General features: G+C 38.0%; 11 protein-coding genes and 1 riboswitch. Of the genes, 2 read left to right on the top strand and 9 right to left on the bottom strand.

What is annotated here, in order from left to right:
* Positions 1-84 precede the first annotated feature (84 nt).
* From moeB to thiS, 8 genes are all read right to left on the bottom strand, one after another.
* Positions 85-1,161 (bottom strand): molybdopterin-synthase adenylyltransferase MoeB, encoded by a 1,077-nt coding sequence (gene moeB, locus IC221_RS09670; RefSeq protein WP_188168775.1) that lies wholly within the window; start codon positions 1,159-1,161, stop codon positions 85-87.
* Positions 1,162-1,227: 66 nt separating this feature from the next.
* Positions 1,228-2,334, bottom strand: coding sequence for a 2-iminoacetate synthase ThiH (gene thiH / locus IC221_RS09665; RefSeq protein WP_188168774.1), 1,107 nt, complete (start codon positions 2,332-2,334; stop codon positions 1,228-1,230).
* A 99-nt stretch (positions 2,335-2,433) separates the two neighbouring features.
* A complete protein-coding gene (locus tag IC221_RS09660) occupies positions 2,434-3,207 on the bottom strand; it encodes a thiazole synthase (RefSeq protein WP_044204544.1) in 774 nt (257 codons plus the stop codon).
* Between the two features lie 25 nt (positions 3,208-3,232).
* Positions 3,233-3,877, bottom strand: coding sequence for a thiamine phosphate synthase (locus tag IC221_RS09655; RefSeq protein WP_188168773.1), 645 nt, complete (start codon positions 3,875-3,877; stop codon positions 3,233-3,235).
* The gene (locus IC221_RS09650) at positions 3,874-4,635 is read right to left on the bottom strand and encodes a hydroxymethylpyrimidine/phosphomethylpyrimidine kinase (RefSeq protein ID WP_188168772.1); all 762 of its coding nucleotides are present in this window, start codon (positions 4,633-4,635) and stop codon (positions 3,874-3,876) included. The genes IC221_RS09655 and IC221_RS09650 overlap by 4 nt, the downstream gene beginning before the upstream one ends.
* Positions 4,608-5,327 carry a thiamine phosphate synthase gene (locus IC221_RS09645; protein WP_188168771.1) on the bottom strand — a complete coding sequence of 240 codons (720 nt, stop codon included), beginning with the start codon at positions 5,325-5,327 and terminating at the stop codon, positions 4,608-4,610. The genes IC221_RS09650 and IC221_RS09645 overlap by 28 nt, the downstream gene beginning before the upstream one ends.
* Before the next feature lies 1 nt (position 5,328).
* Positions 5,329-7,173 carry a phosphomethylpyrimidine synthase ThiC gene (thiC, locus tag IC221_RS09640; RefSeq protein WP_188168770.1) on the bottom strand — a complete coding sequence of 615 codons (1,845 nt, stop codon included), beginning with the start codon at positions 7,171-7,173 and terminating at the stop codon, positions 5,329-5,331.
* Between the two features lie 181 nt (positions 7,174-7,354).
* A complete protein-coding gene (thiS, locus tag IC221_RS09635; RefSeq protein WP_188168769.1) occupies positions 7,355-7,561 on the bottom strand; it encodes a sulfur carrier protein ThiS in 207 nt (68 codons plus the stop codon).
* 101 nt (positions 7,562-7,662) lie between these two features.
* Positions 7,663-7,757: riboswitch (TPP riboswitch) on the bottom strand.
* Between the two features lie 345 nt (positions 7,758-8,102).
* Between thiS and IC221_RS09630 the strand changes: the two genes are divergently transcribed.
* Complete coding sequence (locus IC221_RS09630; protein WP_223241346.1) at positions 8,103-8,717, top strand: tRNA-(ms[2]io[6]A)-hydroxylase; 615 nt, start codon at positions 8,103-8,105, stop codon at positions 8,715-8,717.
* A 75-nt stretch (positions 8,718-8,792) separates the two neighbouring features.
* On the top strand, positions 8,793-10,103 hold the full coding sequence (locus IC221_RS09625; RefSeq protein ID WP_223241345.1) for an anthranilate synthase component I family protein: 1,311 nt from the start codon (positions 8,793-8,795) through the stop codon (positions 10,101-10,103).
* Positions 10,104-10,231: 128 nt separating this feature from the next.
* Here the strand turns inward: IC221_RS09625 and IC221_RS09620 are convergent, their stop codons facing one another.
* A complete protein-coding gene (locus IC221_RS09620) occupies positions 10,232-12,799 on the bottom strand; it encodes a carbohydrate binding family 9 domain-containing protein (protein ID WP_188168768.1) in 2,568 nt (855 codons plus the stop codon).
* Positions 12,800-12,917 lie beyond the last annotated feature (118 nt).

The raw sequence follows: 12,917 nt of genomic DNA, 5'->3' as shown, positions 1-12,917 counted from the left end.
CTAAGGAAGGTTAATCTTCGTTAAACAGAAAATATTATTTGGACTTGTATTATTGTTAATATTAGGTGCACAAAACCGTTCTTTTTAGAGTAATTCCATTCCTCCTTTTAGGCTAAAAAGTTGGGCAGTAGTATTCAATGTAGATTGATATATCTCTATCGCCTTTCTACTTCTTTTCCCCGATTGACAATAGAAAATGATATGATCCACCTCCGGAATTTCATCTATCCTTTCTTCCAGTTCAGCTAATGGGATATTGATCCCGCCAATATCATCAATATCTCTTTCGTATTCTTCGCGGACATCAATTAACACTGAGTTATCAACATTGTCGGTGAGTAGTTGCTCCACTTGTTCATAACTTATCTCAATTTCGTCATCAGGAATCGCACAAAAATCAAAATTATAATCACCTAATGTTGATATGTTGGCAACTTTTGGATTTTTCTTGAATTTCAATGTTTGAAATTGCATATCTAAGCCACTTACCAACAAAAGTTGTCCGCTTAATACATTTCCTGCTCCTGTGACCAACTTAATCACTTCTGTGGCTTGCATGGTTCCCATAATGCCCACCATAGAACCAACTACTCCAATTTCATTACAATTTGGAGCTTCTTCTTGTGATGGAGGATTAGGGAAAATACAGCGATACGTAGGACCACCTTTATAGTTGAATACAGAAAGTTGTCCATCAAAACTCTGAATAGAGGCGGAAACCAATGGTTTGTCTTCTATCACACAAGCGTCGTTGATAAGGTATCTCGATGAAAAATTATCTGTTCCATCTACCACCACATCTGCTTTTTTGATGATGGATAAAGCATTTTCTTTAGAAAACTGCTGAAGAATCACCTCCACATTGCAATCAGGGTTCATTGCAATGAGGCGATCTTTGATCACTTCTGCTTTGGGTTTGCCAATGTCAGAAGTGGAAAAAAGTACTTGACGTTGAAGATTAGAAACTGAAACGACATCATGATCAACAATAATCAAATGTCCAATTCCTGCTGCCGCAAGATATTGTAATACTGGACATCCCAATCCACCTCCACCAATCACCAAAACAGAAGCATTTTTCAGCTTTTCCTGTCCTTCTGCTCCAATCTCTTTTAACCTGATATGTCTGTCGTATCGTTTGTATTCTTCTTTCGTCAACATAATTAAGTTCTTAAATCTTCATTTTCTGTGGATTTTCCCAAGTATTAAACGTAGCAGGCTACGTTACTACTGAAGTGCTAAATCCCAATCCTTCCAAACTACTTCGTAACCTTGACTTTTCACCATGGCAGCAAAATCTTCAGCAGATCTTTCATCTGAAATTTCAAATTGTTCCAATGATTCCGGCTCCACTACATAGCCTCCAGGGTTTGTTTTCGATCCTGCTGAAGCAGAAGTAATACCTAACTTGATGATATTATCTCTGAAGATAGGGTGTTCTCTTGTCGATAAAGAAAGTTCAACTTCTTCATCAAATAAGCGGTAAGCACAAATCAGCTGTACCAATTCTCTATCATTCATTTCCACTTTAGGCTCCAAACCTCCTGAGAAAGGTCTTAATCTAGGAAATGAAATAGAGTATTTCGTTTGCCAATAGGTACGCTCAAGGTAGTCCAAATGCAAAGCGGTAAAGAATGAATCTGTTCTCCAGTCTTCTAAACCAATCAAAACACCGACACCAATCTTATGAATACCGGCTTTACCTAAACGATCCGGTGTATCAACTCTGTAGTCAAAGTTAGATTTCTTTCCTTTCGGGTGGTGCTTTTTGTAATCCTCCTTGTGGTAAGTCTCTTGATATACCAAAACGGTATTCAAACCTGCCTCAATCAATTCTTCATATTCATCTTGGTCCATTGGTTGTACCTCCATTGAGATATGAGAAAAATAAGGTTTCATCAGTTTGATGGCGTTCTTAATGTACTTTACGCCCACCGTTCTGTTGGCTTCACCTGTTACCAAAAGAATGTGCTCAAAACCCATATCACGAATAGCTTCTGCTTCGCGAATGATCTCTTCGTCCGAAAGCGTTCTTCTTCTTACTTTATTGTCCAAAGAAAAACCACAATACGTACAGATGTTTTGACACTCATTCGAAAGGTACATTGGTGTGTACATCTGAATCGTGTTGCCAAATCTCTTTTTCGTCAACTGATGACTTAATTGTGCCATCTGCTCTAAATAAGGAGCAGCCGCAGGAGAAATTAAGGCTTTGAAATCTTCTAAATTTCTTTTCTCTTTTCCCAAAGCACGCTCCACATCATGAGCGGTTTTGGCGTAGATACTCGCCTTTACTTCATCCCAATTATGTTGATAAAATAAATCTTGATACATAAGTCAGGGAAGAGGGAACAGGGAAGAGAAACAGGGAAAAGGAGAGAGAAATCTGAATCTCTACCTCTTACCTCTAACGTCTTACCTCTTACCTCAACATTAAAGTTGGTTCAAAAATCCTGTTAATGGCGAACTAGCTTCAGCAGTTACTCTTGGTTGAGCAACTTGTGCTAAGTGTGCCGCTCTACCTGCTTCTACTGCTTGACCGAATGCTTTACCCATAGCAACAGGGTCTCCGGCAACAGCAATGGCAGTGTTGACTAAAACTGCATCTGCTCCTAATTCCATGGCATGTGCTGCATGAGAAGGGGCACCGATACCTGCATCAACAACAACAGGAACGTTACTTTGTTCAATGATGATTTCTAAGAAATCTAATGTTTTCAGTCCTTTGTTACTTCCAATTGGAGCACCTAAAGGCATTACTGCATCACATCCTACTTCTTCCAATCTTTTACATAAAACCGGATCAGCATGGATATAAGGCAATACCACAAAACCTAATTTCTTTAATTCCTCTGCCGCTTGTAGTGTTTCAATCGGATCAGGCATTAAATATTTAGGATCGGGGTGAATTTCTAATTTTACCCAGTTGGTTCCTAGTGCTTCACGTGCTAATTGTGCTGCAAAGACAGCTTCTTTGGCCGTTCTAGCACCAGAAGTATTTGGTAATAAATTGAACTGATCGTGTTGAAGGTGCTTTAATACATCATCATCAGGATTGTCAACGTCTACTCTTTTTAGAGCAACAGTGACTAATTCTGATCCTGAAGCAATTAAAGATTTCTCCATCAGATCATTTGACATAAACTTTCCTGTACCTGTGAAAAGGCGAGAATTGAAAGTTTTATCAGCTATTTTTAATTGATCCATGAGGATAATTTTTTTTTCGATTTTTTTATAAAACAGGAGAGGTAGTTCTGTTCAAAATATCTTTTAAAACAGTGACTACACCAGCAGGATTGATGGCATTGGCAATGACGCCTGAAACAGCGATGCCGTGAACTCCCGTTTTTAGTATACTTTCCACATCTGTCACTTCAATACCGCCAATCGCAATAATTGGTGTATCGATGCCTCTTTCTTTGCATTGGTCTAAAAGTGACTGATAGCCTTCTAAACCTAAGATTGGACTCAATTTTTTCTTCGTTTGTGTAAAACGAAACGGCCCCAATCCAATATAATCTACACCGTAATCGTACAACCTTTGAATGTCTTCAATGGTATTGGCTGTACCTCCTACAATCTTTCCTTCTCCCAAAATTTCTCTTGCTTCCGCTGGAGAAATATCTTCTTTCCCTACATGTACGCCATCTGCATTTACAGCCTTGGCCACATCGGGGCGATCGTTGATGAGAAGAATAGCATTATGAAGATCTGTGATTACTTTCGCTTTTTTCGCTAGAGTAATATAGTCTTCAGTACTGATGTCTTTGGCTCTTAATTGAATCCAGCGACAACCCGACTCACACGCCTCTTGAATATGTACGAGGTGGTTTTTGTCTTTTTTCTCAGTCGAAATGTAATGTAGTTTGTGTATCATGATATTGTTATGAAATGATGCTGTCCAAATTTACTGAGGTCACTTGCTAGGTAATCTTCGATATAAATTTTACCTAAACGGCAAGCTTCTTCAATAGATTTTCCATGGGCGAGGTAACTGCTGATGGACGATGCCAATACGCAACCTGAACCATGTTTTTCGAAAATCTCCATTTCACGACCTTCAATTTTGGTGATTTCACCTTTGTAAATCAGTGAGTCAGTACCTTTTTCTGTGGGATGATGTCCTCCTTTTAGAAGAACGTGAGTTGACTGACTGATTTTGATGGCTTCTTCTATTGGATCGTTGTCAGAAAGCTGTTGCATCTCTTTCCAATTGGGAGTGATTACGTCCACTTTCTTTAAAACTTTGTCCAACTGACGAATGGTTGCTTCATTATGAAAATCAAAGCCTGCACTCGCACTCAATACAGGATCGAGTACTACTTTACACATCGGGTAAAATCCTTTGATAAGGTCAATCCAATGGCTCATCAACTGGAAATTCTCAACGATACCGATTTTTAATACATGAATAGGGTAGCGTTCTATAATCGGTAAAAGCTGTGCGGTAATCACATCAGCACTTACCCAGTTCATCCCTATAAAATCTTCACCGGTCTGATAGGTCAGGGCTGTACAAATTCCGAAGGCATGAACATCATGTGCTTCAAAAGTTTTGACATCTGACAATACGCCAGCTCCGGCTGAGGGATCAAACCCTGCAAGTATTAAGGCATTAGGTCGAGTGTTTTCCATGACGATTGTAATTCGAAGGCTTTATTTTTGATTTCTGCTGAAGAAGCATTCCATAAGTATCCCAAAATTGCTACTCCTGTAAATGAAGACCCATCTAACATTGAAAGAGTTTTAGGAGTGATACCTCCTAATGCAATGATTTGATGATGCGGAAAACGTTCCTTTTTCATCCTTTTCAGAATCTCTTTGTTGGAATTGTACCCGATTTTTGAAGTGCTATCAAATACCGGACTCAGAAACAAGTAATTGAAAAGTGTCGGGATTTCTGAAATCTCGTCCATCTGATGTACAGAGGAACTCAATCGTAACCCTTTCTTTTTCCAATCTTTTAACGCTTCTAACTTTAATTCCTTCCTTTGAGATTCCTTAAAGTGAATGCCACCTACATTATATTCTTTAGTAAGATGATAATGTTGGTGAATAGTTATTCTATAGTGAAAATGAGCAGGGATAATTTCTAGTAAGTTTTTGATCTCCTCTTCAGTGGCATTAGGTTTTCGAAGGTGAATAATGTCAATGCCATTGTTCAGCCAACGAACAATTTGATCCGCTTCAGAGTCGTAAAAACTTTCTTTGGTTAAACCTATAATCGGAGGTTTGAGGGAAAAAGTATGAGGTAAGAGGTGATTGTCGTTTTCACGCACCTCAGCTTCTCTTAACTCTTCCTTCTTCCCTCTAACCTCTTCTCTCATTTTAGTGATAGATTTCTCCTCCTAATTCTTTAAACTCTTCAGACTTCTGCTTCAACCCTTCTTCTTTCTCTTGCTTCGCAGCAAAATCACGAACATCTTGAGTAATCTTCATCGAACAGAAGTTTGGTCCACACATTGAGCAGAAGTGAGCAACTTTTGCACCTTCAGCAGGAAGTGTTTCATCATGATATTCACGAGCAGTATCTGGGTCCAACGATAAGTTGAATTGATCTTCCCAACGGAATTCAAAACGAGCTTTTGACATAGCGTTATCACGGTATTGAGCACCTGGGTGACCTTTTGCTAAGTCCGCCGCGTGTGCTGCAATTTTATAAGTGATTACACCTTCTTTTACGTCAGCTTTGTTTGGTAAACCTAAGTGCTCTTTTGGTGTTACATAGCAAAGCATTGCTGTACCGTACCAACCGATTTGAGCGGCACCAATTGCTGAAGTAATGTGGTCATAACCAGGAGCGATATCCGTAGTCAATGGACCTAATGTATAGAAAGGAGCTTCGTAGCAGTCTTGCAACTGAGCATCCATGTTTTCTTTGATCATGTGCATTGGAACGTGACCAGGACCTTCAATGATCGTTTGTACGTCATGCTTCCAAGCAATCTTAGTCAACTCACCCAATGTTTTCAATTCTGAAAGTTGAGGCTCATCGTTTGCGTCAGCAATAGAACCAGGACGAAGACCATCACCTAATGAGAAGGCCACGTCATATGCTTTCATAATCTCACAAATCTCTTCGAAGTGAGTGTACAAGAAGTTTTCTTTGTGATGTGCTAAACACCATTTCGCCATGATTGAACCACCACGAGATACGATACCTGTCACACGTTTCGCAGTCATTGGAACGTAACGTAATAATACACCTGCGTGAATTGTGAAGTAATCGACACCTTGCTCTGCTTGTTCGATCAACGTATCACGGAAAATCTCCCAAGTTAAGTCCTCTGCTTTACCATTTACTTTTTCTAACGCTTGGTAAATTGGCACTGTACCGATTGGCACTGGAGAGTTACGGATAACCCACTCACGTGTTTCGTGGATATTTTTACCTGTAGAAAGGTCCATGATTGTATCAGCTCCCCAACGGCAAGCCCAAACTGTTTTTTCTACTTCTTCCTCGATAGAAGATGTAACCGCAGAGTTACCAATGTTAGCGTTGATTTTCACCAAGAAGTTACGACCAATAATCATTGGCTCAGACTCAGGGTGGTTGATGTTGTTAGGAATTACAGCACGACCCGCTGCTACTTCGTCACGAACAAACTCAGGAGTGATTTTACCTACAGGAGTGTTTGCACCGAAGCTATTACCAGGGTGTTGCGTACCGAATTTACCTTCTTGCTCTTCAATTCTTTGGTTTTCACGAATAGCAATGTATTCCATTTCTGGAGTGATGATACCCTTACGAGCATAGTGCATTTGAGAAACATTTTGACCTTTTTTCGCTTTCAAAGGCTTTTTGATGTGCTCAAAACGTAAGTGATCTAACTCAGAATTTTCTAGACGCTCGATACCATACTCAGATGATAGTTTTGGAAGTTCCTCCACATCACCTCTGTCAAGAATCCAATCCTTACGAAGTTTGTCTAAACCTTTTCTTACATCAATCTCGATGTCAGGATCAGTAAATGGTCCAGATGTATCATAAACTGTGATTGGTGGGTTTTTCTCTACTTTGTTCAGGAACTTGTGGTTCGTGTCCGCTTGCTCGATTTCACGCATCGCTACTTTGATGTTGTGAATCTCACCGTCTACATAGATCTTTTTCGATCCAGTGAAAGGAGCACGGCTGATGACTTCCTGACTAGGGATTTTGTCTTGCTTTTTCATTATTTCGTAAGTGTTTATTCGAGTGAAGAATTAAGAAAATCGGGGTGTTTCCTATGCTTAATTCATAAAAACATCTGATTTACCAATCCCAAAAAATCAATTTTGTTTTGAGAAATCAGTAAAGAATAGAAGTGAAAGATCACCAATGTTCTTAATTCTTCAGTTTTATTCTTCAATCAAATTATCCTCCCTGTGCAGGAGCGACTATGGTTACATGATCATTTTCAGAGATAGCGTGGTTTTCCCATGCCTCTTTGGAAATGATTTCATCATTAATGGCGACCGCTACAGTACCACGTGCCACCGAAATGTTCATGTGCTCTAATAATTGTGCTATAGAGTAAGCACTTGGAAGTGAAACAGACTTATTGTTTACAGTGATATTCATTTCTTCAATAAAATTTGAAATGTAGGAGTTATCATGAGTGATGAAAACTCAAAATCAATACAATCAATAAACCTTAGGAGGGAATGCACGGAATGCGTGCAAGAGTAGAAATGACTTTTCCCTTCGTCGGTACTAACCGCATCAGGTTCAAAGGGTATTTCTCAGTTCGATTTAACGAACACCCCTAAAGTGTAAAGTGTGGCAAAATTAATAAATAAAAATTAAAAGACTAGTTTAAAATTAGTTATAAATGATTTTTAAGGAGTAATGTGGGTGAAAGTCACGTTTTAGGAAACTAATTACAGAGGTAAGTGATAGTATTGATTTCGCTGAGAGCGAAGTTTATACTAACAAAACTTGATTATATGGAATAAGAGAACACTATCATTTATATGTAGATACTATTTAAAGCTCTTTCTATTCAATAAAACTCTAAAAAAGAAGTAAGTTCGCACTTTAAGAGCATGTTTGGAATATATTTTTATTAAAAGAGATGTTTCAAACATGCTCTAATACTCACACTTAACATTTTATTGATCCGATGGAAGAAGAATTCAAAGGGCAAGGACACATGCTTCACCTCAAATTACCGACTGATCCGAAGTGGGTAAGCATGGTGGAGAAAAACAATATTGAGGAAATTTTAGTTGATCATGCATACTGTGAACAGAAAGCGGCTACAGCAAGTATGTCGATTATTGTCAACTATCCTGAATTAGATGATGTGGTGGATACTTTGATGCCGATTGTTGCAGAAGAATGGGAACATTTTGAGAGAGTGGTAAAGCAACTTCGTAAACGTGGTTTGTCTTTGGGGCGTATGCGTAAAGATGAGTATGTGAATTCGATTGTGAAGTTTGCCAAAAAAGGAGGATCAAGAATGGACCAATTGGTGGATAAGCTTTTAGTGAGTGCTTTGATTGAGGCGAGATCTTGTGAGCGATTCAAATTACTTTGGAAAGGCTTGGATGATGAAGACTTGAAGAGTTTCTATTATGAATTGATGATATCCGAGGCAGGGCATTATGTCACATTTATTGAGTTGGCAAGAAAGTACAAACCAAGAGAGGAAGTGGACATTCGCTGGCAAGAGTTTTTGAAATTTGAAGCGGAACTACTCAAAACAATGGATGTCCGAGGAGATCGAATGCATTAGCAATTTTCAGTTAACAGATTCTTAATTGATTAAACTGTGTAAAGATCAATTATAAATGATTAATTTTGTGTTGTGATGTTTTTGGAAGAAATAGAAGAAAAAAGAATGCGTTTTCAAGTCGAAGATGTGGAGTCATTTCGTCTGCAAGCATGGAATTGGGGTAAGGATGAAACTTACTGCACCTACTTGTACGATCACGGAATAGATTACCCTAATGGAGGTTTTAAGCACCTATTAGCTGTTGGGGCTAAAAAAGTTTGTGATATTGAGGAAGGAAACTCTTTTGAAAGCGTTCAAAAATTCCATAATCAACACAAAAGTTGGTTGTTTGGTCATTGGGGATATGACCTTAAAAATGAGGTAGAACTGTTATGTTCTGACCATCAAGATGGGATTGATATGGCAAATGCCTTTTTCTATATCCCTAAAACATTATTCATTTTTGAAGGAAATGAAGTTCAAATTGTTTCAGACGGTGATGCTGAAGCTATTTTTTATCAAGTTTCTCAACAAGAAGTACCTCAACCTTCAATTGATGGCTGGGGTGGAGAAGTGAGTCCAAAAATCTCTCATAAAATCTATATCGATACTGTAGAAAGAATACAGGAACATATCGTAGAAGGAGATGTTTATGAGGTCAATATCTGTATGGAATTCTTGGCAAGAGAAGCGGAGATTGATCCGTTTGATTTGTACTTAAGAATTTCAGCATTGTCACCTGCTCCTTTTTCAGCATTCCATAAAGTGAAAAACAAGTTTGTCGCTTGTTCTTCTCCGGAACGCTACATGAAAAAAGAAGACAATAAAGTAATTTCTCAGCCTATTAAGGGAACAATCCGAAGAGGAAAGACTGAGGAAGAAGATCATCAATTGAAAGTACAGCTTCGTAATGATGAAAAAGAAGTGGCAGAAAATATGATGATTGTGGATTTGGTGAGAAATGACTTAGCTAGAACTTGTAAGGCAGGAACGATCAAAGTACCGGAGATTTTTGGAATCTATGGTTTCAAATCCGTCTTCCAAATGATTTCAACAATTGAAGGAGAAATCAAGGAAGGTATTCCTTTTGCGAAAGTATTGAAAAATGCATTTCCAATGGGAAGTATGACCGGAGCACCAAAGGTGATGGCAATGGCATTGATTGAAACGTATGAGCGAACGAAACGAGGTTTATACTCTGGTTCTATAGGTTATATCACTCCAGAAGGAGATTTTGATTTTAATGTAGTGATCAGAAGTGCCTTTTACAATGCAAGAAATAAATACTTATCCTTCCAAATTGGTAGTGCGATTACGATCGACTCCAATGCAGAATTAGAGTATGAAGAATGTTTATTGAAAGCAAAAGGAATGCTAGATGCATTAAATGCTGAGATGAAATTTTAATAAACCATCTATTGAAATTATGGTAAGCCCCTTAATTGTGAAAAGCAGTTAAGGGGTTTATTTTTTAATAAAAAAGCACTTGATATTGACGGAATCAAGTGCTTCTTATATGATGATAGAAGGAAAAATTAATTTCTACTAAATCCTTTTTTCACCTGTTGATAATCCAAGAAATACATTACTCTTACAGAAACAGTGTTCACTTGTGCCTCTTTCCACATTTCGTTGATGTTTTCATTAAATCCGTAATGTGAATTATGAGAAGATGAACCTAGTTGATTTCTCCATAAGGCAGTAAAGAAACTTCCTGGTAAAAACTCCCAACTGTAAGATAACTCCATGTTGAAAGTATTGTAATTCGCATCGTGTTCTTTTTCGCCATCCTCATTGATATCCGAGTAGTCAGATTCAGACAGGTCTCCATCTTGCGTAAGGTTGAAAAATTCACTGTATGCTACTTGTCTCCAATAATGTCTTAGTCTGAACTTCACAAACATCTTCGGAGAGAAAGTGTATTGTGTCCAGAAATTATTTTCTAAGGTAGTTACATTACGGTCGCCATAAATCACGTTTTCTACGTCATCATTTTCATCACGAACTGTGGTAGCATACCCTTTTTCATTCTGTTTGTTGTTCCATGAAATGGAATGGTTGATATCCCATTTATCAGAAGCTCTAAAAGTTTGACCGTATCGATAGTAAGTATCAAACTGATTAAACTCTTGACGCTGCCAGTAGCTTGTTCTGAGACTTACAGAGTACTTTTGTCTACCATCTGTATTGATGGTTAAACCTCCCCAATTAGAAGGATATTGTTTAAATCGATAACCTTCTACCCTAGGCCCAAAATAATCATAGGACAACCCTGGTTGGACAGAAAAGTCATAGTAAACACTCCATAAGTTATTGAATTGCATCCAACCATCAGTCCAAGCTCTTCTTGAAATAAAAGTACGAGGATTATACAGCCAGTTTTCATTGGCACTCAATCGTACCCAATAGCGTCTATAAAAACCTTTAGGTTCAAAAATATTGTAAGAAACATTGGCCGAAGCATAAATCTGATTGTTTGAACTGTTGTAGCCCAAATCATTAGGATTATAAGTATCAGATTCAATGTTTGTAGATCCCCAATATCTCCATTTTCCAGCCACTTTTCCACCACTTAGATTGATACGATGGCCAAGTGTTGTTAACTTTTGATCTTCTGTTGATGGATCATCATCTACTGGAAGGTATTCTTGCGATAGCGATCCAAAACCTCTAATTCTATAGGTATTTGTTCTATTAAATAGGCTGAATTCTCCAGAAGTGACATTGGAATTTTTATACCCTGAACCCCTCATCACATTCGTATTCATAAATCCTACTTTGGAGTTGTTGGGTAAACTTTGTTCCAAAGAAATCATATTGAAGTTAGTGACAGGGTCTACTTTCACCTCTCTAAGACCATCAGTAAGTGTATCTTCAATAATGGCAAAACTCTCGTTTGTGATGGAGTTTAATACTCCTACACCTAATCCTTTTTCGGTAATCCCCGTCAGTTTAATGGAATTGATCAATGGAGCATCAGAAGGCTTATAAATATATTGTTCATGCTCCTCCAATAAATCATTGCTTGGAGAATGATGACTTTGTCCAATTCTTCTTGAATAGAACTGTCCCCATTTATTGAAAATTGTAGTATTTTGTGTAAAGAAGTCCCTGAATTCACCAAACTTTACTTCAAAAGCTGATAAATTTAGAACATCATTGTCCGCTTGCACTTGAGAGAAGTCAGGTACTAAACTCACATCCAATGTGAAACTTTGCCCCAAACCTAATTTTAAATCAGCACCTCCAGAAAATGTATTGGCCATTTTGTCGCTTCCTTGTTTTCCTACCACTACATTACTGATATAAGGAGAAAGCGTAAGGCGAAGAGGAGGTTTTACATCATAGATTCCTCTTAGTGTACCAAATTGATTTACATAACCTGATTTATTAGCATCTACAGGATTCCAAAAAGAAGTCTCTCCTTTACGAGAAATTCCTCTTGAGAAATTTAATCCCCAAATTTGTTCTTTTGAATCGGGCATTCTTAATGCTCTGTAAGGAATTGCCATTTCTACAGCCCAACCTTCATCATTTATTTGTACAGCACTTGACCAGACCTCATTCCAATTTCCATCCCAACCTGATGTTCCTCTCTTTCGGTCACTTTGAACTCCCGAAGCAGTCACGACAAATTCAAACGCATCTTGTTGTGTGTTGTAAGTATCAAATGAAACAACAAAAACATCAGCTCCGTTTCCTCCTGAATCTCTTGCACCCATATTCGTACGAATTGAATCCGGGGCAGGATCATACAATTGAGCAGCTACATAAATAGCATAATCGTCATAAGCGATTTGAACTCTTGATTTAAAAGCGGAAGGTTGATTATTGTAAGGGCTATTCTGAGTGAAATAACCTTCAGATATATATTTAGCAGGATCTGCATTATACAATACATTGTTCGCACTTGCAGTAAGGTTACTCATATGCAATGGGTCAGACCATACGGCATCATCTAAATCGCCATCAATCTTTGGTGATTCACTTGCGGCCCAAGCATGTATATTCATTCGATGTAAAGTATGTTGTGCTTGTGATAAAGTCGAAATGAAGATACATAGGAAGAGGGTAGTGATAAGTTGGTAGGAAAAGGATTTCACGTTAATAGTATAAGTGCTCTAGTAGTTCAAATATTTATTTAAAATAAATTTCGCAATTATAATACCTTAATACAATGAGGTAATATAATAATGATGATTATGCCCCCCTTTTTTGAAG

The organism is Flammeovirga sp. EKP202, assembly GCF_014534745.1.
Lineage (GTDB): Bacteria > Bacteroidota > Bacteroidia > Cytophagales > Flammeovirgaceae > Flammeovirga.
This window is presented reverse-complemented; position numbering and strand designations above follow the sequence as displayed.